Annotated in this window: 30 protein-coding genes and 1 other annotated feature; of the genes, 29 read left to right on the top strand and 1 reads right to left on the bottom strand. The window is 39.3% G+C overall.

Going from position 1 to position 23,561, the window contains the following annotated elements; all coding sequences use genetic code 11:
- Positions 1 to 8 precede the first annotated feature (8 nt).
- From rplA to tuf, 11 genes are all read left to right on the top strand, one after another.
- On the top strand, positions 9 to 701 hold the full coding sequence (gene rplA, locus KI338_RS17105; RefSeq protein WP_212922242.1) for a 50S ribosomal protein L1: 693 nt from the start codon (positions 9 to 11) through the stop codon (positions 699 to 701).
- Between the two features lie 49 nt (positions 702 to 750).
- Positions 751 to 884 (top strand) — a sequence feature (ribosomal protein L10 leader region).
- 43 nt (positions 885 to 927) lie between these two features.
- Positions 928 to 1,428 carry a 50S ribosomal protein L10 gene (gene rplJ, locus KI338_RS17100; RefSeq protein ID WP_212922241.1) on the top strand — a complete coding sequence of 167 codons (501 nt, stop codon included), beginning with the start codon at positions 928 to 930 and terminating at the stop codon, positions 1,426 to 1,428.
- Positions 1,429 to 1,491: 63 nt separating this feature from the next.
- The gene (gene rplL, locus KI338_RS17095) at positions 1,492 to 1,857 is read left to right on the top strand and encodes a 50S ribosomal protein L7/L12 (RefSeq protein WP_212922240.1); all 366 of its coding nucleotides are present in this window, start codon (positions 1,492 to 1,494) and stop codon (positions 1,855 to 1,857) included.
- A gap of 115 nt (positions 1,858 to 1,972) precedes the next feature.
- Positions 1,973 to 2,575, top strand: a complete 603-nt coding sequence (locus KI338_RS17090; protein ID WP_212922239.1) for a class I SAM-dependent methyltransferase — start codon at positions 1,973 to 1,975, stop codon at positions 2,573 to 2,575.
- A 428-nt stretch (positions 2,576 to 3,003) separates the two neighbouring features.
- The gene (rpoB, locus tag KI338_RS17085) at positions 3,004 to 6,540 is read left to right on the top strand and encodes a DNA-directed RNA polymerase subunit beta (protein WP_212922238.1); all 3,537 of its coding nucleotides are present in this window, start codon (positions 3,004 to 3,006) and stop codon (positions 6,538 to 6,540) included.
- A 97-nt stretch (positions 6,541 to 6,637) separates the two neighbouring features.
- On the top strand, positions 6,638 to 10,246 hold the full coding sequence (rpoC, locus tag KI338_RS17080) for a DNA-directed RNA polymerase subunit beta' (protein WP_280530762.1): 3,609 nt from the start codon (positions 6,638 to 6,640) through the stop codon (positions 10,244 to 10,246).
- Between the two features lie 160 nt (positions 10,247 to 10,406).
- Entirely contained in the window at positions 10,407 to 10,658 is a 252-nt protein-coding gene (locus KI338_RS17075; protein ID WP_212922237.1) for a ribosomal L7Ae/L30e/S12e/Gadd45 family protein, read from the top strand.
- A 130-nt stretch (positions 10,659 to 10,788) separates the two neighbouring features.
- Positions 10,789 to 11,208, top strand: coding sequence for a 30S ribosomal protein S12 (rpsL, locus tag KI338_RS17070; protein ID WP_047983292.1), 420 nt, complete (start codon positions 10,789 to 10,791; stop codon positions 11,206 to 11,208).
- A 40-nt stretch (positions 11,209 to 11,248) separates the two neighbouring features.
- Entirely contained in the window at positions 11,249 to 11,719 is a 471-nt protein-coding gene (gene rpsG, locus KI338_RS17065; protein WP_212922236.1) for a 30S ribosomal protein S7, read from the top strand.
- A 42-nt stretch (positions 11,720 to 11,761) separates the two neighbouring features.
- Complete coding sequence (gene fusA / locus KI338_RS17060) at positions 11,762 to 13,840, top strand: elongation factor G (protein WP_212922235.1); 2,079 nt, start codon at positions 11,762 to 11,764, stop codon at positions 13,838 to 13,840.
- A gap of 122 nt (positions 13,841 to 13,962) precedes the next feature.
- On the top strand, positions 13,963 to 15,153 hold the full coding sequence (tuf, locus tag KI338_RS17055; RefSeq protein WP_212922234.1) for an elongation factor Tu: 1,191 nt from the start codon (positions 13,963 to 13,965) through the stop codon (positions 15,151 to 15,153).
- A 61-nt stretch (positions 15,154 to 15,214) separates the two neighbouring features.
- On the opposite strand, the gene KI338_RS17050 is transcribed toward tuf, so the two are convergent.
- A complete protein-coding gene (locus tag KI338_RS17050) occupies positions 15,215 to 15,490 on the bottom strand; it encodes a hypothetical protein (RefSeq protein ID WP_212922233.1) in 276 nt (91 codons plus the stop codon).
- 84 nt (positions 15,491 to 15,574) lie between these two features.
- Here KI338_RS17050 and rpsJ point away from each other — a divergent pair, with 84 nt between their 5' ends.
- From rpsJ to rplR, 18 genes are read left to right on the top strand one after another with little or no spacing between them, the layout of a single operon-like run.
- Positions 15,575 to 15,883: a 30S ribosomal protein S10 gene (rpsJ, locus tag KI338_RS17045; protein WP_010095771.1), complete on the top strand. Its 309-nt coding sequence runs from the start codon at positions 15,575 to 15,577 to the stop codon at positions 15,881 to 15,883.
- A gap of 31 nt (positions 15,884 to 15,914) precedes the next feature.
- A complete protein-coding gene (rplC, locus tag KI338_RS17040; protein WP_212922232.1) occupies positions 15,915 to 16,544 on the top strand; it encodes a 50S ribosomal protein L3 in 630 nt (209 codons plus the stop codon).
- Between the two features lie 26 nt (positions 16,545 to 16,570).
- On the top strand, positions 16,571 to 17,194 hold the full coding sequence (gene rplD / locus KI338_RS17035; RefSeq protein WP_212922231.1) for a 50S ribosomal protein L4: 624 nt from the start codon (positions 16,571 to 16,573) through the stop codon (positions 17,192 to 17,194).
- Positions 17,194 to 17,481 carry a 50S ribosomal protein L23 gene (gene rplW, locus KI338_RS17030; protein ID WP_212922230.1) on the top strand — a complete coding sequence of 96 codons (288 nt, stop codon included), beginning with the start codon at positions 17,194 to 17,196 and terminating at the stop codon, positions 17,479 to 17,481. Before rplD ends, rplW begins: the two co-directional genes overlap by 1 nt.
- Positions 17,482 to 17,510: 29 nt before the next feature.
- Positions 17,511 to 18,341 carry a 50S ribosomal protein L2 gene (rplB, locus tag KI338_RS17025; RefSeq protein ID WP_212922229.1) on the top strand — a complete coding sequence of 277 codons (831 nt, stop codon included), beginning with the start codon at positions 17,511 to 17,513 and terminating at the stop codon, positions 18,339 to 18,341.
- 58 nt (positions 18,342 to 18,399) lie between these two features.
- Entirely contained in the window at positions 18,400 to 18,678 is a 279-nt protein-coding gene (gene rpsS / locus KI338_RS17020; RefSeq protein ID WP_212922228.1) for a 30S ribosomal protein S19, read from the top strand.
- A 21-nt stretch (positions 18,679 to 18,699) separates the two neighbouring features.
- Complete coding sequence (gene rplV, locus KI338_RS17015; protein ID WP_212922227.1) at positions 18,700 to 19,041, top strand: 50S ribosomal protein L22; 342 nt, start codon at positions 18,700 to 18,702, stop codon at positions 19,039 to 19,041.
- Between the two features lie 3 nt (positions 19,042 to 19,044).
- Positions 19,045 to 19,686: a 30S ribosomal protein S3 gene (gene rpsC, locus KI338_RS17010; RefSeq protein ID WP_212922226.1), complete on the top strand. Its 642-nt coding sequence runs from the start codon at positions 19,045 to 19,047 to the stop codon at positions 19,684 to 19,686.
- A 17-nt stretch (positions 19,687 to 19,703) separates the two neighbouring features.
- A complete protein-coding gene (gene rplP, locus KI338_RS17005) occupies positions 19,704 to 20,138 on the top strand; it encodes a 50S ribosomal protein L16 (protein WP_010095762.1) in 435 nt (144 codons plus the stop codon).
- On the top strand, positions 20,128 to 20,328 hold the full coding sequence (gene rpmC, locus KI338_RS17000) for a 50S ribosomal protein L29 (protein ID WP_212922262.1): 201 nt from the start codon (positions 20,128 to 20,130) through the stop codon (positions 20,326 to 20,328). Before rplP ends, rpmC begins: the two co-directional genes overlap by 11 nt.
- Positions 20,329 to 20,352: 24 nt before the next feature.
- Positions 20,353 to 20,616, top strand: a complete 264-nt coding sequence (gene rpsQ / locus KI338_RS16995) for a 30S ribosomal protein S17 (protein WP_042145406.1) — start codon at positions 20,353 to 20,355, stop codon at positions 20,614 to 20,616.
- A 43-nt stretch (positions 20,617 to 20,659) separates the two neighbouring features.
- Positions 20,660 to 21,028 (top strand): 50S ribosomal protein L14, encoded by a 369-nt coding sequence (rplN, locus tag KI338_RS16990; protein WP_010095756.1) that lies wholly within the window; start codon positions 20,660 to 20,662, stop codon positions 21,026 to 21,028.
- A gap of 34 nt (positions 21,029 to 21,062) precedes the next feature.
- On the top strand, positions 21,063 to 21,374 hold the full coding sequence (gene rplX, locus KI338_RS16985; RefSeq protein ID WP_212922225.1) for a 50S ribosomal protein L24: 312 nt from the start codon (positions 21,063 to 21,065) through the stop codon (positions 21,372 to 21,374).
- Between the two features lie 27 nt (positions 21,375 to 21,401).
- Positions 21,402 to 21,941, top strand: coding sequence for a 50S ribosomal protein L5 (gene rplE / locus KI338_RS16980; RefSeq protein ID WP_212922261.1), 540 nt, complete (start codon positions 21,402 to 21,404; stop codon positions 21,939 to 21,941).
- A gap of 29 nt (positions 21,942 to 21,970) precedes the next feature.
- Positions 21,971 to 22,156, top strand: a complete 186-nt coding sequence (locus KI338_RS16975; RefSeq protein ID WP_010652082.1) for a type Z 30S ribosomal protein S14 — start codon at positions 21,971 to 21,973, stop codon at positions 22,154 to 22,156.
- Positions 22,157 to 22,186: 30 nt separating this feature from the next.
- Positions 22,187 to 22,585, top strand: coding sequence for a 30S ribosomal protein S8 (rpsH, locus tag KI338_RS16970; protein ID WP_212922224.1), 399 nt, complete (start codon positions 22,187 to 22,189; stop codon positions 22,583 to 22,585).
- A gap of 30 nt (positions 22,586 to 22,615) precedes the next feature.
- The gene (gene rplF / locus KI338_RS16965; protein ID WP_212922223.1) at positions 22,616 to 23,152 is read left to right on the top strand and encodes a 50S ribosomal protein L6; all 537 of its coding nucleotides are present in this window, start codon (positions 22,616 to 22,618) and stop codon (positions 23,150 to 23,152) included.
- Between the two features lie 30 nt (positions 23,153 to 23,182).
- On the top strand, positions 23,183 to 23,545 hold the full coding sequence (rplR, locus tag KI338_RS16960; RefSeq protein WP_212922222.1) for a 50S ribosomal protein L18: 363 nt from the start codon (positions 23,183 to 23,185) through the stop codon (positions 23,543 to 23,545).
- Positions 23,546 to 23,561: the final 16 nt, after the last annotated feature.

Here is a 23,561-nt window from a genome sequence, read left to right as displayed (position 1 = left end):
AATAAATAATGGCTAAAAGAGGTAAGAGATATCAAGAAGCTGCTAAGCTTGTTGATCGTTCTAAAGCTTATGAAATAAATGAAGCTGTTACTCTACTAAAGGAAACAGCTAAAGCTAAATTTGATGAAACTGTTGAAGTTGCATTCCGTTTAGGTGTTGATCCTAAGAAAGCTGACCAACAAATTCGTGGTGCTTTCGTATTACCACACGGTACTGGTAAAACACAACGCGTTCTAGTATTTGCTAAAGGTGATAAAGCTAAAGAAGCTGAAGCTGCTGGAGCAGATTATGTTGGAGATCAAGATTTAATCAACAAAATTAACCAAGGCTGGTTTGAGTTTGATGTAATCGTAGCTACTCCTGACATGATGGCTGAAGTTGGTAAACTAGGTCGTGTGCTTGGACCTAAAGGTCTAATGCCAAACCCTAAAACTGGTACAGTTACATTCGAAGTGGAAAAAGCAGTGAAGGAAATTAAAGCTGGTAAGGTTGAGTATCGTGTAGATAAGCAATCGAACGTCCATGTTCCTATCGGTAAAATTTCTTTTGATAACCAAAAACTTGTTGAAAACTTTGACGCGTTAGTAGAAACTATCATCAAAGTTAAACCACAAGCTGCAAAAGGAATCTACATGAAAAATGTAGCAATTACCTCTACAATGGGACCTGGAATTAAAGTTGATGTTACAAACTACCGTTAATTGGTAATTGACTTTTATTGGTCAATTCGGTATACTAAATATCGCTTGATAAATTGAATACGTTGTACCGTAGACAGCAGGTGCGAGCAATCGCTTAATGTCCTGCCGAGGTGATTGAAACAAATAGATGAATTTGTTTTTTAGGAGCCTTCATGTCTACATGGGGGCTCTTTTTATGAATGAACCTAGAGCGGTATAATGGACAAAACTAACGGGAGGTGGAACAATGTCAAAGGTAATGGAATCAAAACAACAACTAGTACAAGAAATTGCTGATAAATTACGTGATAGTAAATCAACTGTTTTAGTTGACTACCGTGGTCTTGATGTTGCTGAGGTGACTCAATTACGTAAAGAGCTTCGTGATGCGGGTGTTGAATTTAAGGTTTATAAAAATACAATGACACGTAGAGCTGCTGATGATGCAAATCTGTCAGAGTTAAATGAAGTTCTAGTAGGACCTACTGCTATTGCATTCAGTAATGAAGATGTAATTGCGCCAGCTAAAATCCTAAGCAATTTTGCTAAAGACCATGATGCTTTAGAAATCAAAGGTGGCGTACTAGAAGGTAAGATTGTATCACTTGAACAAATCAAGGAGCTTGCAGATCTACCAAACTTCGAAGGTATGGTATCTATGCTACTCAGCGTGCTTCAAGCACCAATTCGCAACTTTGCTTACGTTACAAAAGCTATTGCGGAACAAAAAGAAGAACAAGGCGCATAATTTGATTTACAATCGAATGCTGTTCGAACAACTATAAAATTAATTATTAGGAGGAAATATAAAATGACTAAAGAGCAAATTATCGATGCTATTAAAGAAATGTCTGTCCTAGATCTTAATGATCTTGTTAAAGCTATTGAAGAAGAATTTGGAGTAACTGCTGCGGCTCCTGTTGCTGTTGCTGGTGGAGCAGCTGCTGGTGGCGCTGCTGAAGAAAAAACTGAATTTGATGTTGTACTTGCTGATGCTGGTGCTTCTAAAATTAAAGTTGTTAAAGCAGTTCGCGAAATCACTGGTCTTGGCTTAAAAGACGCTAAAGACTTAGTTGATAACGCTCCTAAAGCAGTTAAAGAAGGCGTTTCTAAAGAAGAAGCTGAAGAAGTTAAAGGTAAGCTTGAAGAAGCTGGCGCTACTGTAGAAGTAAAATAATCAATCATACTAACTTCATTAAAAAATTAAATGAGCTCGTCGTATTAATCGACGGGCTCTACATTTAATTATAGAAACTTCATTATGACATATTATAGGTAAAGTAGGTGCCCAAATGACTGAGCATTACTTTTCACAAAAACCCCAATCAAAAAGTTCACCCATGACATGGAATTATAAACTGCGTGGAAAAAACTATGTATTTTCTAGTGATGTAGGTGTTTTTTCAAAAAACGAGGTCGACTTCGGTACAAGATTATTAGTTGAAACGTTCACTCCGCCACAAGTACCAGGGGATATATTGGATTTAGGCTGTGGGTATGGTCCAATTGGGATGGCTATTGCTAATGAGATGCCTGAAAGAACGGTTGTCATGGCTGATGTAAATGAACGTGCATTATCTCTAGCGAAAACTAATACAGAACAAAACGGCATACATAATGTAGAAATAGTAATAAGCAATCAGTTTTCTAGTTTGAAAGAACGTTCTTTTGCTGCTATCTTAACTAATCCGCCGATTCGAGCAGGTAAAAAAGTAGTTCATGGAATGTTTGAAGGTTCGAAGGATAGATTGCATAAGGGTGGAGAGCTTTGGGTTGTTATTCAAAAAAAGCAAGGTGCACCTTCAGCAATTGAAAAAATAGAAGCTTTATTTGGAAACTGTGAAACTATAGAGCGCAGTAAAGGGTATTATATTTTGCGAGCGGTAAAGGATTGACTTTCTATTTTAAAATGTGGTAATATAATAAAATGCTAATATGGGAAACCTTTGTCAAGAGGAATTTGTTATCAAAGGAAGAAAAGTGTATAATTCACTGGTTATCGGAAACAATGATAGAATCGAGTTTTTTAGTGCGTTCTATCTATTTTTCTCATTTAATCTAGATTAAAATTAGGTTATTTCTTTTCTTTTTAAAATGATACCCCATAATTTTAGGTATGGCAAGTAATATTTTGTTTCGGTGAAATGGAGCTAAAGGATGCAATTTCACCTGTTGTAAGTATTACTTGTGAGGTAAGTTTATTTAATGCAGTTGTGAGAACATAGCTTCCTGTTATGGAGGTAGTTGTTCTCTAACAATATATTATTTTTAACTATGAGCATTGCTCATAATCAAAATAAGCATGATTTGAGAGGTGAAGCAGTTGACAGGTCAACTAGTTCAGTATGGACGGCACCGAAAGCGTAGAAGTTATGCGCGCATCAGTGAAGTATTAGAATTGCCGAATCTAATCGAAATCCAAACCGCTTCATATCAATGGTTTATGGAAGAAGGTTTGCGAGAGATGTTTCAGGACATTTCTCCAATTGAGGATTTTACAGGTAATCTATCACTTGAGTTTGTAGATTATAGCTTAGGTGAACCGAAATATCCAGTAGATGAATCAAAAGAAAGAGATGTAACTTACAATGCTCCGCTTCGTGTGAAGGTTCGTTTGATCAACAATGAAACTGGTGAAGTGAAGGAGCAAGAAGTCTTTATGGGAGACTTCCCTCTCATGACGGATACAGGTACGTTCATCATTAATGGAGCAGAACGTGTTATCGTATCACAGCTTGTTCGTTCGCCGAGCGTTTACTTCAACGAAAAAATTGATAAAAACGGAAAAAGAGGCGTCGCTGCAACCGTTATTCCAAACCGAGGAGCTTGGTTAGAATTTGAAACGGATGCTAAAGATGTTGCTTATGTTCGTATTGATCGTACACGTAAATTGCCAATCACAGTGCTGTTACGTGCTCTTGGATTTGGTACGGATCAAGAAATAATTGATTTAATCGGTGAAAACGAATATCTAATGAATACATTAGAAAAGGATAATACAGAAACGACTGAAAAAGCACTTCTTGAAATCTATGAGCGTCTACGTCCAGGAGAACCACCAACTGTTGAGAATGCAAAAAGCTTGCTTATTTCACGCTTCTTCGATCCTAAGCGTTATGATCTTGCACATGTTGGTCGTTATAAAATAAACAAGAAGCTTCATATTAAAAATCGCTTGTTTAACCAGGTACTAGCTGAACCGATTGTCGACCCTGAAACTGGTGAAGTTTTAGCACAGGCTGGCGATAAAGTGGAGCGTAGATTATTAGATAAATTAATCCCGTACATTGAAGAAAATGATGTAATCTTGGGAGAGAGAATACTAGAGCCGCATGATGGAGTTTTAGAGGATCCAATTCGAATTCAATCGATTAAGATTGTCGACCCAACTGATCCGAGTGGTGAAAGAGCTCTTAATGTTATTGGGAATGCACATATCGATTCTAGTGTTAAGCACATTGCACCTGCTGACATTTTAGCTTCGATTAGCTATTTCTTTAATCTACTACACCATGTTGGGGATACGGATGATATCGATCACTTAGGTAACCGTAGACTTCGTTCGGTTGGGGAACTATTACAAAATCAGTTCCGTATCGGTTTATCTCGAATGGAGCGGGTAGTCCGTGAACGTATGTCTATTCAGGATACGTCTAGTGTAACTCCACAGCAACTGATCAATATTCGTCCGGTTATCGCGTCAATTAAGGAATTCTTTGGTAGCTCACAGCTATCTCAGTTTATGGACCAGACTAACCCGCTTGCTGAACTAACACATAAGCGTCGTTTGTCAGCATTAGGACCGGGTGGTTTAACTCGTGAACGTGCTGGTTTCGAGGTGCGTGACGTTCACTATTCGCATTATGGTCGTATGTGTCCAATTGAAACACCTGAGGGACCGAATATTGGATTAATTAACTCCTTATCATCCTATGCAAAGGTTAATAAATTTGGTTTTATTGAAACGCCTTACCGTCGTGTTGATCCTGACACTGGTAAAGTAACCAATCAAATTGATTATCTAACTGCAGATGAAGAGGATAATTATATTGTTGCACAAGCAAATGCTCGCTTAAATGATGACGGTACATTTGCTGACGAAGAGGTTATTTCTCGTTTTCGTGGTGAGAACACAGTTGTTCCACGCGAGAAGATTGACTATATGGATGTATCGCCGAAGCAGGTTGTATCTGCTGCGACAGCGTGTATTCCATTCTTAGAAAACGATGACTCAAACCGTGCGCTAATGGGAGCGAACATGCAACGTCAGGCTGTTCCACTACTTAGTCCAGAAGCTCCAATTGTTGGTACTGGAATGGAGTATGTTTCTGGTAAAGACTCTGGTGCTGCTATCATTTGTAAGCACGATGGAATTGTGGAACGTGTGGAAGCTAAAGAAGTTATTGTTCGTCGAGTTGCTGTTGTCGATGGAAAAGAAGTAAAAGGTGATACAGATCGCTATAAGCTTCAAAAATTCATTCGTTCTAACCAAGGTACTTGCTACAATCAACGCCCTATCGTTCAGGAAGGGGATCGTGTGACCAAGGGTGAAGTTCTTGCTGACGGTCCTTCTATGGAAAAAGGTGAACTAGCACTTGGACGTAATGTTTTAGTTGCGTTTATGACTTGGGAAGGATACAACTACGAGGATGCTATCATTATGAGTGAGCGCCTTGTAAAAGATGATGTATATACTTCTATTCATATTGAGGAATATGAATCTGAAGCTCGTGATACAAAGCTTGGACCAGAAGAAATCACTAGAGATATTCCGAATGTTGGTGAAGAAGCACTTAAAAATCTAAACGAACAAGGAATTATTCGGATTGGTGCTGAAGTTTCTGATGGTGATATCCTAGTCGGTAAAGTGACACCTAAGGGAGTTACAGAACTATCTGCTGAAGAGCGTTTACTTCATGCAATCTTTGGTGAAAAGGCACGTGAGGTGCGTGATACTTCTCTACGTGTGCCACATGGTGCAGGTGGAATTGTCCTTGATGTTAAAGTGTTTAATCGTGAGGATGGGGACGAATTACCACCAGGTGTCAATGAATTAGTACGTGTTTATATTGTCCAAAAGCGTAAAATTCATGAAGGGGATAAGATGGCTGGTCGTCACGGAAATAAGGGTGTTATTTCTCGTATTTTGCCGGAAGAAGATATGCCATTCCTTCCTGACGGTACACCTGTTGACATTATGCTTAACCCTCTAGGGGTACCTTCGCGTATGAACATCGGACAGGTGTTTGAGCTGCATTTAGGTATGGCTGCAAGACAGTTAGGCATTCATGTTGCAACACCGGTATTCGATGGTGCTACCGAACAAGACGTTTGGGATACATTAGAAGAAGCTGGAATGCCTCGTGATGCAAAATCCATTCTTTATGACGGAAGAACTGGTGTGCCTTTTGATAACCGTGTGTCTGTTGGGGTTATGTATATGATTAAACTAGCACACATGGTTGACGATAAATTACATGCACGTTCAACTGGTCCGTACTCACTTGTTACGCAACAACCGTTGGGTGGTAAAGCTCAGTTCGGTGGTCAGCGCTTCGGTGAGATGGAGGTATGGGCACTAGAAGCTTATGGTGCTGCTTATACGCTTCAAGAAATTCTAACAGTTAAGTCTGATGATGTAGTTGGACGTGTGAAGACGTATGAAGCTATTGTTAAAGGTGACAATGTACCAGAGCCTGGTGTACCAGAATCCTTTAAAGTATTAATTAAAGAATTACAAAGTCTTGGTCTTGACGTTAAGATTCTTGCAGGTGATGAATCAGAAATTGAAATGCGTGACCTGGAGGAAGAAGATACACAGGCGGCAAGCAAGTTAAATTTAGAGGTTGAAGAAAATTAATTATCGGGGGAATAGACTAGCTAATTAGTCTTCCCCCAATAAGCTCTTAGCAAGGTAATTCATCGTAAAAACGGACATTAAAAAGGGAGGTATACCCTTGTTAGATGTAAATAATTTTGAATTTATGAAGATTGGTCTAGCTTCACCAGAAAAAATCCGTTCATGGTCCTATGGTGAAGTAAAAAAACCAGAAACGATTAACTATCGTACATTGAAACCAGAGAAAGATGGGTTATTCTGTGAACGCATTTTTGGTCCAACGAAAGACTGGGAATGTCATTGCGGAAAATATAAAAGAGTTCGTTATAAGGGTGTTGTTTGTGATCGCTGTGGTGTAGAAGTAACGAAGTCTAAAGTTCGCCGTGAACGTATGGGACATATTGAATTAGCTGCACCTGTGTCACATATTTGGTATTTCAAAGGAATTCCAAGTCGAATGGGTCTTGTATTAGATATGTCTCCACGTGCTTTGGAGGAAGTTATTTATTTTGCTGCATATATTGTTACAGATCCAGGAAATACGCCTTTAGAAAAGAAACAACTACTTTCTGAAAAAGAATACCGTACGTATTATGAAAAATACGGTTCTTCGTTTAAAGCACAAATGGGTGCGGAGGCTATTCGCAAGCTTCTTCAAGATATTGACCTTGATAAAGAGGTTGATGCATTGAAAGAAGAGCTGAAAACAGCTCAAGGGCAACGCAGAACAAGAGCAATTAAGCGATTAGAAGTATTAGAGGCATTCCGTAACTCAGGAAATGAAACATCTTGGATGATCTTAGATGTACTTCCTGTTATTCCACCAGAGATTAGACCAATGGTTCAGTTAGATGGTGGACGTTTTGCAACCTCTGATCTAAACGATTTATATCGTCGTGTAATTAACCGTAATAATCGTCTAAAGCGTTTATTAGATTTAGGTGCACCAAGTATTATTGTGCAAAACGAAAAACGTATGCTACAAGAAGCTGTTGATGCTTTGATTGATAATGGTCGTCGTGGTCGTCCAGTTACTGGACCGGGAAATCGTCCATTAAAATCACTTTCTCATATGCTTAAGGGTAAGCAAGGTCGTTTCCGTCAAAATTTACTTGGAAAACGTGTTGATTACTCTGGACGTTCTGTAATTGTAGTTGGTCCAAACTTAAAAATGTATCAATGTGGATTACCAAAAGAAATGGCACTTGAACTTTTTAAGCCATTTATTATGAAAGAGCTAGTAGAGCGTGGTATTGCACATAACATCAAATCAGCTAAACGTAAAATTGAACGTGTTCATCCTGATGTTTGGGACGTATTAGAAGACGTTATTAAAGAACACCCGGTTTTACTTAACCGTGCACCTACTCTTCACAGATTGGGAATACAGGCTTTTGAACCAACACTAGTAGAAGGTCGTGCAATCCGTCTGCATCCATTAGTATGTACAGCTTATAACGCTGACTTTGATGGTGACCAAATGGCTGTTCACGTACCACTATCTGCTGAGGCACAAGCAGAAGCACGTTTGTTAATGCTTGCTGCACAAAACATTCTTAATCCAAAGGATGGAAAACCAGTTGTTACACCATCACAGGATATGGTGTTAGGAAACTATTACTTAACACTAGAACGTGAAGGTGCTATCGGTGAAGGTACAGTAGTCACAGATGTAAATGAAGCTAGAGTTGCATATCAAAACGGCTTTGTTCATTTGCATACACGTATTGCTGTTAAGGCATCTACTTTGAACAATAAAACATTTACTGAAGAGCAAAATAATCAATTATTGTTAACAACAGTAGGTAAGTTAATCTTTAATGAGATTTTGCCAGATTCATTCCCTTATATTAATGAGCCAACGAAATTTAATCTTGAACAACGTACTCCTGAACACTATTTTGTGGAAAAAGGAACAAACATTAAAGAAGAGATTAAAAAGAGAGAAATAATCAAGCCATTTAAGAAGGGATTCCTCGGTGATATCATTGCAGAGGTGTTCAAACGATTTAAGATTACGGAAACATCTAGAATGCTTGACCGTATGAAGGATCTTGGTTTTAGCATGTCTACTACAGCTGGTATGACGGTAGGTATTTCCGATATCGTGGTATTACCAGAAAAAGAAGAAATTCTAAATGAAGCGCAAAAGAAAGTTGATAATGTAATGAAGCAATTCCGCCGTGGTCTAATCACGGAAGAAGAGCGCTATGATCGTGTTATCGCTATATGGTCACAAGCAAAAGATACGATTCAGGATAGGTTAATGGAATCACTTGATAACCGTAACCCAATCTTTATGATGAGTGACTCTGGAGCTCGTGGTAATGCATCTAACTTTACACAGCTTGCTGGTATGCGTGGACTAATGGCTAACCCGGCTGGTCGAATCATTGAATTACCAATTAAATCAAGCTTCCGTGAAGGCTTAACAGTATTAGAGTACTTTATTTCTACCCACGGTGCGCGTAAAGGTCTTGCGGATACCGCATTAAAAACAGCTGACTCAGGATACTTAACTCGTCGTCTTGTTGATGTTGCACAGGATGTAATTGTTCGCGAAACTGATTGTGGAACAGATCGAGGACTTCCAGTTACCGCTTTAATGGACGGTAATGAGGTAATAGAACCACTATTCGACCGATTAGTTGGACGTACAGCTTTTGAAACAGTTGTGCACCCTGAGACAAAAGAGGTAATAGTGGAGTATGATACTGTCATCAGTGAAGACCAAGCGAAGCAAATTGTGGAAGCTGGTATTGAAAAAGTAACAATCCGCACAGTGTTTACATGTAATACAAAACACGGTGTTTGTAAGAAGTGTTATGGTCGCAATTTAGCAACAGGCTCTGAGGTAGAGGTTGGCGAAGCGGTTGGAATTATCGCTGCACAATCGATTGGTGAGCCTGGAACACAGCTAACAATGCGTACGTTCCACACTGGTGGGGTTGCTGGAGATGACATTACACAAGGTTTACCACGTATTCAGGAGTTGTTTGAAGCACGTAACCCGAAAGGTCAGGCTGTTATTAGTGAAATTTATGGAACAGTCTTAGAAATTCATGAAGCGAAGGATAAACATGAAGTTGTAATCCAAGGTGAAGTAGAACAACGCTCATATGCCGTTCCATACAATGCTCGACTTAAGGTTTCTGTTGGTGATGAAGTAATTGCCGGACAGGAGCTTACAGAAGGATCAGTGGATCCAAAAGCATTAATACGTGTCCAAGGTGTTGCAGGTGTTCAGGATTACTTGCTACGTGAAGTGCAACGAGTATACCGTATGCAAGGTGTTGAAATTGGTGATAAACACGTTGAGGTTATGGTACGACAAATGCTTCGTAAAGTACGTGTAATTGATGCTGGTGATACGGATGTCTTACCTGGTTCTCTACTTGAGCTGCATCAGTTTAAGGAAGCTAACCATAAAGTACTCATGGAAGGTAACCAACCAGCAGTTGGTAAGCCAGTACTACTAGGTATCACTAAAGCTTCATTAGAAACTGATTCGTTCCTATCTGCTGCATCCTTCCAAGAAACTACAAGGGTTCTAACAGATGCTGCAATCAAGGGTAAACGAGACGAATTACTAGGTCTAAAAGAGAACGTTATTATCGGTAAGCTTGTTCCAGCAGGTACAGGAATGCAACGTTACCGAAAAGTTCAACTACCAAAGGTTGAAACGGAAGAGGTATTAGAAGAAGAAGTAGAACAGCCTGTACAGTAAGAAAAATGATTTAAGCTTTCGATTGTTTAAGGCTTTCTAGATAAAAAATTATAATCGGAAGCACCAAAATGTTATAAATTCTAGTTGACATTGAAAAACGAGAATGATAATATATTCAAGGTGCTTCCGATTTATACTTGTTACTTTGGAGGATATAATTATGTCTTATGAAAAAGTGACGAAAGTAAAATCACAGCTAGTAATTGGCATGAAGCAAACACTGAAGGCTATGAAAAATGGCCATGTAAGTGAAGTGTTTATAGCTGAAGATGCTGATCGGCGAAAAACACAAGAGATTGAAGAATTAGCTAAATCGCTGGGCATTCCGTGTCAGCGTGTTGATTCCATGAAAAAGCTAGGTGCCGCATGCGGAATTGATGTTGGCGCATCGAGTGTAGCAATAAAAAAGTGATGGTTTTGGCGGGATAGATTCTCGCGAAAGCTTTGTTTTTTGCTTCAAGATGAACCACCTGGATGTGTGGTATTACAAACCGGGTGATTACTAGCTGTTTTTTAGTAAACCAGAAGGGAGGAAATCGAAAATGCCTACAATTAACCAACTTGTTCGCAAAGGTCGCGAAAGCAAACCTAAGAAATCTGACTCACCAGCACTTAATAAAGGGTACAACAGCTTCAAGAAATCATTAACAAATGAAAACTCTCCACAAAAACGTGGTGTTTGTACTCGTGTTGGTACACTAACCCCGAAAAAACCGAACTCTGCATTACGTAAATATGCTCGTGTTCGTTTATCAAACAACATGGAAGTAACTGCATACATTCCTGGAATTGGACACAATCTACAGGAACACAGTGTAGTTTTAATCCGTGGAGGACGTGTAAAAGACTTACCAGGGGTACGTTATCACATCGTACGTGGCGCACTTGATACAGCTGGAGTAGATGGCCGTATGCAAGGACGCTCTAAATATGGTACAAAACGCCCTAAAGAGAAGAAATAATGATTGTTCACAACACAGATGAAAGAAAGGAGGGGGACATATGCCACGTAAAGGACCAGTACCTAAGCGCGATGTCTTGCCAGATCCACTTTATAATTCAAAACTAGTAACTCGTTTAATCAACCAAATCATGATTGATGGTAAACGAGGCATTGCTCAAAAAATTCTTTATAATGCATTTGAACTAGTTCAAGAGCGTAGCGGACAAAATCCGATGGAAGTATTTGAACAAGCAATGAAAAATGTTATGCCTGTACTTGAAGTACGTGCACGCCGTGTTGGTGGTTCTAACTACCAAGTACCGGTTGAAGTTCGTCCAGAACGTCGTCAAACTTTAGGCTTACGTTACCTTGTTAACTATGCACGCTTACGCGGAGAGAAAACAATGGAAGAACGTTTAGCTAACGAAATCCTAGATGCTTCAAACAACACAGGAGCTGCTGTTAAGAAGCGCGAAGATATGCACAAAATGGCAGAAGCAAACAAAGCGTTTGCTCACTATCGTTGGTAATTTAAACAAATATAAAGCCTTTAGCAGGAAGGAGAAGAATACATGGCAAGAGAGTTCTCCTTGGAAAAGACGCGCAATATTGGTATTATGGCACATATCGATGCAGGTAAAACCACTACAACTGAGCGTATTCTTTTCTATACAGGACGCATTCATAAAATTGGTGAAACACATGAAGGTGCTTCCCAAATGGACTGGATGGAACAAGAGCAAGAGCGCGGAATCACGATTACATCCGCTGCGACAACTGCTCAATGGAAAAACCATCGTATCAATATCATTGATACTCCAGGACACGTTGACTTCACCGTAGAAGTTGAGCGTTCATTACGCGTACTTGACGGAGCTGTTACAGTACTTGATGCTCAATCTGGTGTAGAACCACAAACTGAAACAGTATGGCGTCAAGCAACAACCTATGGTGTTCCACGTATTGTTTTCGTTAACAAAATGGATAAAACAGGTGCTGACTTTTTATATTCAGTAGGTACATTAAAAGACCGCTTAGGAGCAAATGCACACCCAGTGCAATTACCTATCGGTGCTGAAGACCAATTTAATGGTATTATTGACCTTATTAATATGGAAGCACACTATTATCTTGATGATCTTGGTACAGTTGACGAAGCACGTGAAATCCCAGAAGATCTAAAAGATAAGGCAGAAGAATTACGCACTAGCCTAATTGAGGCTGTTTCTGAGTTAGATGAAGATCTAATGATGAGATACTTAGAGGGAGAAGAAATCTCTAATGAAGAGCTTAAAAAGGCAATTCGTAATGCTACACTTAGCGTAGAATTCTACCCAGTATTCTGTGGATCTGCATTTAAAAACAAAGGTGTTCAATTAATGCTTGATGGTGTAATTGATTATCTTCCAGCACCAACTGATATTCCTCCAATCGAGGGTACTGTTCCTGGTACGGAAGAAAAAATCACTCGTCCTTCAAGTGATGATGAACCATTTGCAGCTCTAGCATTTAAAGTTATGACCGACCCATTTGTTGGAAAGTTAACCTTCTTCCGTGTTTACTCAGGAACTTTAGATTCTGGTTCTTATGTTCGTAACTCGGTTAAAGATAAGCGTGAGCGTATTGGTCGTATTCTTCAAATGCACGCTAACCACCGTCAAGAAATTTCAAAGGTTTACGCTGGTGAAATTGCTGCTGCGGTAGGATTAAAGGATACATCTACTGGTGACACATTGTGTGATGAAAAGAATTTAGTAATTCTTGAATCAATGGAATTCCCAGAGCCAGTTATCTCTGTAGCTATCGAGCCTAAAACAAAAGCAGACCAAGATAAAATGGGTATTGCGTTAGGTAAACTAGCTGAAGAGGACCCTACATTCAGAACTGAAACAAATCCTGAAACTGGTCAAACAATCATCTCTGGTATGGGTGAGCTTCACTTAGATATCATTGTGGACCGTTTAAAGCGTGAGTTCAAAGTAGAGGCAAATGTTGGTGCTCCACAAGTAGCATACCGTGAAACATTCCGTGCAGCTGCTGAAGTCGAAGGTAAATTCGTACGTCAGTCTGGTGGACGTGGACAATACGGTCACGTTTGGATTAAATTTGAGCCAAACGAAGAAGGCGCTGGCTTTGAATTTAACAATAATATCGTTGGTGGTGTGGTACCACGTGAATACATCCCTGCTGTTGAACAAGGTGTTAGAGAAGCAATGGAAAATGGTGTATTAGCTGGTTATCCATTAATCGATGTAAAAGCATCATTATTTGATGGTAGCTACCATGATGTAGACTCAAACGAAATGGCGTTTAAAGTAGCTGCATCTATGGCTCTTAAAGCTGCTAAAAATAAATGTAACCCTGTACTTTTAGAACCAATTGAAAAAGTTGAAATTGTTGTTCCAGAAGAATACATGGGTGATATCATGGGTGACGTTACTTCCCGTCGTGGACGTGTAGAAGGAATGGAAGCTCGTGGTAATGCTCAAGTAATTAGAGCAATGGTTCCTCTTTCTGAAATGTTTGGATATGCAACTGCATTACGTTCAAACACACAAGGTCGTGGAACATATACAATGCACTTTGATCACTATGAAGAAGTACCAAAGAGCATTGCAGAAGAAATTATTAAGAAAAACGCTGGAGAATAATTGATTTTTTCTTTATTCTCAAGTATAACTTTTAGTGTAAGCTAAGAAATAAACAAGTTTTATTTCTTAGCTCCAACATATACTTAAAAAAATCTTTCATTTATTTAAAGGAGGAAATATAAATGGCTAAAGAAAAATTTGACCGTTCTAAATCACACGTTAACATTGGTACAATCGGACACGTTGACCATGGTAAAACTACATTAACTGCTGCTATCACAACTGTAATGGCTAAGAAAAGCGGTAAAGGTACTGCAATGGCTTATGACCAAATCGACGGTGCTCCAGAAGAAAGAGAACGTGGTATCACAATCGCTACTTCTCACGTTGAGTACGAAACTGAAACTCGTCACTATGCACACGTAGACTGCCCAGGACACGCTGACTATGTTAAAAACATGATCACTGGTGCTGCACAAATGGACGGAGCTATCCTAGTAGTATCTGCTGCTGATGGTCCAATGCCACAAACTCGTGAGCACATCCTACTTTCTCGTAACGTAGGTGTTCCAACTATCGTTGTATTCTTAAACAAAGTTGACATGGTTGACGATGAAGAATTACTAGAATTAGTTGAAATGGAAGTACGTGACCTACTATCTGAATACGACTTCCCTGGTGACGATGTTCCAGTAATCAAAGGTTCTGCTCTTAAAGCACTAGAAGGTGATGCAGAGTATGAAGAAAGAATCGTTGAGCTAATGAACGCTGTTGACGAATATGTACCAACTCCAGAACGTGACACTGACAAACCATTCATGATGCCTGTTGAGGACGTATTCTCAATCACTGGTCGTGGTACTGTTGCTACAGGTCGTGTTGAGCGCGGTCAAGTTAAAGTTGGAGACGAAGTTGAAATCATTGGTCTTCAAGAAGAATCAAGTAAATCAACTGTAACTGGTGTTGAAATGTTCCGTAAGCTTCTTGATTATGCTGAAGCTGGAGATAACATCGGTGCACTACTTCGTGGTGTGGCTCGTGAAGATATTAACCGTGGTCAAGTACTTGCTAAGCCAGGTTCAATTACTCCACACACAAATTTTAAAGCTGAAGTTTACGTATTATCTAAAGAAGAAGGTGGACGTCACACTCCATTCTTCTCAAACTATCGCCCACAGTTCTACTTCCGTACAACTGACGTAACTGGTGTTATTACACTACCAGAAGGAGTAGAAATGGTAATGCCTGGAGACAACATTGAAATGAATGTTGAACTAATTTCTCCAATCGCTATTGAAGATGGTACTCGTTTCTCTATCCGTGAAGGCGGACGTACTGTTGGATCAGGCGTTGTAACTTCTATTACAAAATAATAATAGCTTACGAAAACAGGTAACGTGACGACGTTACCTGTTTTTTGTTTTTTTTAACTAGTTAAATTTGTGTTGGAGTATGGAAACTACGATTATATACATGAACAGATGACACATTCTCTCGTAATACACCAACGGTTATAATATCGGAAGCTACACCAAACTTTCCCAAGTTATAAATCTTCTTAGAAACCTTGCAATCACTTAAATTAGCAAGTATAATAATTAATTGTGCAACATATAAGATTTTCATCAAAAAAGGTTGCATTGACCATATAAATTCTATATAATGAGAATGTTGGTCACTCGAGGCGATGATGTGGAAGGTTGTTGGCACACCCGGCCCCTTTGCCATGGCGGGGTGCTAAGAAATTTTCACGGAGTATGTCTATTATAATATGGGCGAAAAGGAGGGAAAATAATGGCAAAAGAAAAAATAAGAATCCGTTTAAAAGCATATGATCACCGTATTCTTGATCAGTCTGCTGAAAAAATTGTAGATACTGCGAAGCGTTCTGGAGCAAAAGTTTCTGGTCCAATTCCATTACCTACTGAAAAAGCTGTTTACACAATTTTACGTGCGGTTCACAAATACAAGGACTCACGTGAACAATTCGAAATGCGTACACATAAACGTCTAATCGATATTGTTAACCCAACACCACAAACAGTGGATTCTTTAATGCGTTTAGATCTACCATCTGGTGTAGATATTGAAATTAAACTATAAAATATTGTCTTTATAATAGGAGGTGTAACGGATGACGAAAGGAATCTTAGGTCGTAAAATCGGCATGACTCAGCTATTTAACGAAAACGGTGAATTAATTCCTGTTACTGTTATTCAAGCTGAGCCGAACGTAGTTTTACAAAAAAGAACGCTTGAAAATGATGGATATGAAGCGATTCAACTAGGTTTTCAAGATTTAAAACAATCTCGTACGAATAAAGCGGAAAAAGGTCATGCTGAAAAAGCAAACACAACCCCTAAGCGCTACGTTCGTGAAATCCGTAATGCTAATCTTGATGAGTATGAAGTAGGTCAAGCGATTAGCGTGGAAATTTTCCAAGCGGGCGAAAAGGTTGATGTAACTGGAACTTCAAAGGGTAAAGGATTCCAAGGCTCTATTAAGCGTCATGGACAATCACGTGGACCAATGTCACACGGTTCTCATTACCATAGATCTCCAGGTTCAATGGGAGCAATCGATGCAATGCGCGTATTCCCAGGCAAAAACCTACCAGGACATATGGGTCAAGAACAAGTAACGATCCAAAACCTAGAAGTTGTTAGTGTAGATGCAGAACGCAACCTACTACTAATCAAAGGTAATGTACCAGGTGCAAAAAAATCATTCGTAAAAATCACGAGTGCAATCAAGGCTAACTAATCATATATACGAAGGGAGGATATGTCATGCCTAAAGTAGCACTATTTAAACAAGATGGTTCACAAGCAGGTGAAATCGAATTAAACGATTCTGTCTTTGGTATTGAACCAAACACACATGTTTTACACGAAGCGGTAGTTATGCAACGTGCTTCTATGCGTCAAGGTACGCATAAAGTTAAAAACCGTTCTGAAGTTCGTGGCGGAGGTCGTAAGCCATGGCGTCAGAAGGGAACAGGACGTGCGCGTCAAGGTTCTATTCGCTCACCACAATGGGTTGGTGGTGGTACTGTATTCGGTCCTACACCACGTAGCTATAGCTATAAATTACCTAAGAAAGTTCGTCGTTTAGCACTTAAATCTGCATTATCTTCTAAAGTACAAGAAGAAAACGTAGTAGTTTTAGATAACATCGTATTTGATGCTCCTAAAACAAAAGAAGTTGTAAAAATGCTTAGAGCTTTAAATGTAAACGAAAAAGCATTAATCGTAACTGCAGAAACTGATGAAAATGTAGTACGTTCAGCTAACAACCTTCAAGGTGTTAAAGTTCTATCTGTTACTGAAGTTAATGTACTTGATTTATTAATGCATGACAAACTTATCTTAACGAAGGATGCAGCTGAAAAAGCAGGGGAGGTGCTTGCATAATGACTGATGCACGTGATATTATTAAGCGCCCTGTAATTACTGAGCATTCTGCTGATCTTATGGCAGAGAAGAAATATACGTTCGAAGTAAGTAAAAAAGCGAACAAAACACAAATCAAAGATGCGGTTGAAGAAATCTTTGGTGTAAAAGTTGAAAAAGTTAACACAATCAATCTAAAAGGTAAATTCAAGCGAATGGGCCGATACGGTGGTTTCCGCCCAGATCGTAAAAAAGCAATTGTGCAGCTATCCGCTGACAGCAAAGATCTAGACTTCTTTGAAGGCTAAGAGATATTAAGTGAAGGAGGGAAAACAAGATGGCGATCAAAAAGTTTAAACCTACCTCTAATGGTAGACGTAATATGTCTGTATCAGATTTTGCTGAAATCACTACAGATACACCGGAAAAATCCCTACTTGCTCCGCTAGCGAAGCGTGGTGGACGTAACAACCAAGGGAAATTAACGGTTCGTCATCAAGGTGGCGGTCATAAGCGTCAATATCGTATTATTGACTTTAAACGCGATAAAGATGGTATACCAGGAAGCGTTGCTACAATCGAATACGATCCTAACCGTACCGCTAATATTGCATTAATTAACTACGCTGATGGTGAAAAGCGTTATATTCTAGCACCAAAAGGATTACAAGTTGGTCAAGTAATTGAGTCTGGAGAAAATGCAGACATTAAAGTGGGTAATGCACTTCCACTAGCAAACATTCCAGTTGGTACTGTAATCCATAACATTGAATTAAAACCAGGTCGTGGAGGACAATTAGCTCGTTCTGCTGGTGCTGAAGCACAAATCCTAGGCCGTGAAGATAAATATACACTTGTACGTTTAGCTTCTGGTGAAGTTCGTTTAGTGCTATCAACTTGCCGTGCTACTGTCGGTCAAGTGGGTAACGTAGAACATGAACTAATTCGCGTTGGTAAAGCTGGTCGTTCTCGTTGGATGGGTATTCGCCCAACTGTACGTGGATCTGTAATGAACCCTAACGATCACCCACACGGTGGTGGTGAAGGCCGTGCTCCTATCGGACGTAAATCACCAATGACTCCTTGGGGCAAACCAACACTTGGATATAAAACACGTAAGCGTAATAAAGCTTCTGATAAGTATATTGTTCGTAAACGTAAAAAATAATTACATTGTCTAAACGGGAAATAATTCCCATTTCTGAACTTCGAAAGGAGGTTTATCCATGGGTCGTAGCTTAAAAAAAGGACCTTTTGCAGATGACCATCTATTGAAAAAAATTGATCAATTGAATGAATCTGACAAGAAGCAAGTGATTAAAACTTGGTCACGTCGTTCTACAATATTCCCGAACTTCATCGGACACACTATTGCGGTTTATGATGGACGTAAGCATGTGCCTGTATATGTTACAGAAGACATGGTTGGACATAAATTAGGTGAATTTGCTCCAACACGTACGTACAAAGGACACGCTAGTGACGATAAGAAAACAAAACGCTAATGAGAGGAGGCGCTAAAGGGTATGCAAGCTAAAGCCGTAGCAAAATCAGTTCGTATTGCTCCTCGTAAAGTGCGATTAGTCGTTGATTTAATTCGAGGAAAACAAGTTGGCGAAGCAATTGCAATTCTACGCCACACACAACGCGGTGCTTCTCCTGTAGTAGAAAAGGTGTTAAAGTCAGCAATCGCTAACGCAGAACACAACTACGAAATGGATCCAGATAACCTAGTAGTTTCTGAAGCATTCGTAAACGAAGGTGTAACATTGAAACGTTTCCGTCCACGCGCTCAAGGACGTGCAAGTAAAATTAATAAGCGCACAAGCCACATTACAGTGGTTCTATCAGAAAAGAAGGAGGGGTAATTAGTGGGTCAAAAAGTCAATCCTAATGGTCTTCGTGTCGGTATTATTAAAGACTGGGAGTCTAAGTGGTATGCTGGCAAAGACTATGCAGACTTACTACATGAAGATATTAAAATTAGAGAATATCTTGAAAACCGCTTAAAAACTGCCGCAGTTTCTCATATTGAAATTGAACGTGCAGCTAACCGTGTTAACGTTACAATTCACACTGGTAAGCCAGGAATGGTAATTGGTAAAGGCGGTTCAGAAGTAGAAGCTCTACGTAACTCATTAAATAGTCTAACTGGCAAACGCGTTCACATTAACATTGTTGAAATCAAAAAAGTTGATGTAAATGCTAAGCTAGTAGCTGAAAATATTGCTCGTCAATTAGAAAATCGTATTTCATTCCGTCGTGCACAAAAGCAAGCTATCCAACGTGCTATGCGTGGTGGTGCAAAAGGAATAAAAACACAGGTATCTGGTCGTCTAGGTGGCGCAGATATTGCTCGTGCTGAACATTATAGTGAAGGAACAGTTCCACTACACACATTACGTGCTGATATCGATTATGCAACAGCAGAAGCTGATACAACATTCGGTAAACTTGGTGTTAAAGTGTGGATCTATCGTGGTGAAGTCCTTCCAACTAAAACAAACAAATAAGGAAGGGGGCTTTTCTTATGTTAATGCCTAAACGTGTTAAATATCGTAGACAACATCGTGGTAAAATGAGAGGCCAAGCAAAAGGTGGTACTCAGGTTACTTTTGGTGAATATGGAATACAAGCTCTTGAGGCTTCTTGGATCACAAGTCGCCAAATCGAAGCTGCTCGTATCGCTATGACTCGTTACATGAAACGTGGCGGTAAAGTATGGATTAAAATTTTCCCAGATAAGCCTTATACAGCGAAGCCTCTAGAAGTCCGAATGGGTTCTGGTAAAGGTGCTCCTGAAGGTTGGGTAGCAGTAGTTAAACCTGGAAAGGTAATGTTTGAGATTGCTGGAGTTTCTGAAGAAGTTGCTCGTGAGGCTTTACGTCTTGCATCTCACAAACTACCGATCAAAACTAAATTTGTAAAACGTGAAGAAATTGGTGGTGAAATCAATGAAGGCTAATGAAATCAGAGAACTAACCACTGCCGAAATTGAACAAAAAGTTAAATCATTAAAAGAAGAATTATTTAACCTACGCTTTCAACTAGCAACTGGTCAACTTGAAAACACTGCACGTATTCGTGAAGTGAGAAAAGCTATTGCTCGTATGAAAACTGTAGTACGTGAACGTGAACTAAGCGTTAACAACTGATAATGAGAGGAGGTTAGCCTCAAAATGACTGAACGTAATAATCGTAAAGTGTATACAGGTCGTGTCGTTTCAGATAAAATGGATAAAACAATTACTGTTTTAGTTGAAACTTATAAAAACCATAAGCTATATGGTAAACGTGTTAAATACTCTAAAAAGTTCAAAGCACATGATGAAAACAATCAAGCAAAAACAGGCGATATTGTTCGTATCATGGAAACTCGCCCACTTTCAGCAACTAAGCGTTTCCGTCTAGTTGAAGTGGTTGAAGAAGCGGTAATTATCTAATAATGTTCGTTCGGAAGATATCCGAAGGGAGGTCTCAAAGCGTATGATTCAACAAGAAACTCGTTTAAAAGTTGCAGATAACTCAGGTGCACGTGAGTTGCTTACTATCAAAGTACTTGGTGGCTCCGGCAGAAAAACTGCTAATATTGGTGATGTTATCGTTTGTTCTGTAAAACAAGCAACACCAGGAGGCGTTGTCAAAAAAGGTGACGTTGTAAAGGCAGTAATCGTTCGTACTAAATCTGGTGTACGTCGTAAAGATGGCTCGTATATTCGTTTTGATGAAAATGCTGCAGTAATTATTCGTGACGACAAAAGTCCAAGAGGAACTCGTATCTTCGGACCAGTTGCGCGTGAATTACGTGATGCACAATTCATGAAAATCGTATCTCTAGCTCCAGAAGTTCTATAAGAAGAGAATTACCTTGTAAGGAGGTGCGTCAAGCATGCATGTAAAAAAAGGTGATAAAGTTATCGTTATTTCCGGTAAAGATCGCGGCAAAACCGGTACTATCCTTGAAGCTTATCCAAAAAAGGATCGTGTACTTGTTGAGGGTGTTAACATGATTAAGAAACACGCGAAACCATCACAAGAGAATCCACAAGGTGGAATTCTTAACCTAGAAGCACCAATTCATGTTTCTAACGTGATGCCAGTAGATCCGAAATCCGGTAAACCAACTCGTGTTGGGTATGAAGTACGTAACGGAAAGAAAGTTCGTATCGCTAAAAGTTCCGGAGAAGCTTTAGATAAATAGTATTTGCTGTGAAAGGAGGGCAACATGGTGAATCAATTAAAACAAAAATACCAAGATGAAATTGTTCCATCATTAATGAATAAATTTAACTACAAGTCTATTATGGAAGTGCCAGCAGTTGAGAAAATTGTTGTCAACATGGGTGTTGGTGATGCAGTTCAAAACTCTAAGGCACTAGATAGCGCTGTTGAAGAATTAGCATTAATTTCTGGTCAAAAGCCAATGATTACACGTGCTAAAAAGTCAATCGCAGGTTTCCGTCTACGTGAAGGAATGCCGATTGGTGCGAAAGTAACACTTCGCGGTGAGCGCATGTATGAATTCCTACAAAAGCTAATTTCAGTTTCACTACCACGTGTACGTGACTTCCGTGGTATCTCGAAAAAAGCTTTTGATGGTCGTGGTAACTACACTTTAGGTGTTAAAGAACAATTAATTTTCCCAGAAATTAACTACGATAAAGTAAGTAAAGTGCGTGGTATGGATATTGTTATCGTAACAACTTCTAATACAGACGAAGAAGCACGTGAACTTTTAGCTCAGCTGGGCATGCCTTTCCAAAAATAGACATGAGCTAATACAAGGAGGGAAAATTTGTGGCTAAAAAATCAATGATTGCGAAACAAAAACGCCCACAAAAGTATAAAGTTCAAGAATATACTCGTTGTGAACGTTGCGGTCGTCCGCATTCAGTAATTCGTAAATTTAAACTTTGCCGTATTTGTTTCCGCGAACTTGCCTATAAAGGTCAAATTCCTGGTGTCAAAAAAGCAAGCTGGTAAACCCCGATTAGGGAAGGAGGTAATTAAGTAATGGTTATGACAGATCCAATCGCAGATATGCTAACTCGTATTCGCAATGCGAACATGGTTAAACATGAAAAGTTAGAGCTTCCTGCTTCTAAAATTAAAACTGAAATTGCTGACATTCTAAAACGTGAAGGCTTTGTACGTGATTATGAAGTTATTGAAGATAACAAGCAAGGGATCTTACGTATTTTCCTTAAGTACGGTGTTAATGAAGAACGAGTAATTACAGGAATTAAGCGTATAAGTAAGCCAGGACTACGTGTATATGCAAAAGCTGATGAGGTACCTCGTGTACTAAATGGCTTAGGAATTGCAATCGTATCAACATCTAAAGGCGTTCTTTCTGATAAAGAAGCTCGCGCTCAAGCTGTTGGTGGCGAAGTTCTAGCATATGTTTGGTAATTAATTTTTATTGATGAGGAGGTGCATGGAATGTCTCGTATAGGACTTAAGCCAATTGAGATTCCGAGTGGTGTAGAAGTAAAACTTAACAGTAATACAATAACTGTAAAAGGCCCAAAGGGTGAACTTACTAGAGATTTTCATCATGACATGAAAGTCGTTGTTGCAGATAACGTTGTGACTATTGAACGTCCAAGTGATCAAAAAGAACATCGTTCATTACACGGAACAACTCGTAGCATCATTGCTAACATGGTTGAAGGTGTATCAAAAGGTTTTGAAAAACAACTTCAAATCATCGGTGTTGGTTATCGTGCACAAAAGCAAGGTAACAAAGTTGTCGTAAACGCTGGATACTCTCATCCAGTTGAAATAGATCCAATTGAAGGTATTGAAATCGAAGTACCAAGCAACACTTCTGTAATCGTTAAAGGTATTGATAAAGAAAAGGTTGGAGCAGTTGCTGCCAACATTAGAGCGATTAGAAAACCTGAACCATACAAAGGTAAAGGTATTCGCTATGTTGATGAATACGTACGTCGTAAAGAAGGTAAAACTGCTAAGTAAGGTTAGTTAGGCGAGAAAGGAGTGACCCGGATGATCACAAAACCTGACAAAAATGTTGCACGTAAAAGAAGACATAACCGCGTTCGTAAAAATCTTTTCGGAACTGCTGAACGTCCTCGTTTAAACGTGTACCGTTCCAATAAACACATTTATGCACAGCTTATAGATGATACAAATGGTGTAACATTAGCAAGTGCATCTACAGTTGAGAAAGAATTAAATCTTGATTCAACAAGTAGCGTTGAAGCTGCTACTAAAGTTGGAGAATTAGTTGCAAAACGTGCCCAAGATAAAGGTCATAAATCAGTTGTATTTGATCGTGGAGGCTACCTTTATCATGGTCGTGTAAAAGCATTAGCAGATGCTGCTCGTGAGGCAGGTCTTGAATTTTAATCGTAAAAGGAGGGAC

The sequence above is a fragment of the Ornithinibacillus bavariensis genome, from assembly GCF_018333235.1.
GTDB classification, from domain to species: domain Bacteria; phylum Bacillota; class Bacilli; order Bacillales; family Amphibacillaceae; genus Ornithinibacillus; species Ornithinibacillus bavariensis.
This window is presented reverse-complemented; position numbering and strand designations above follow the sequence as displayed.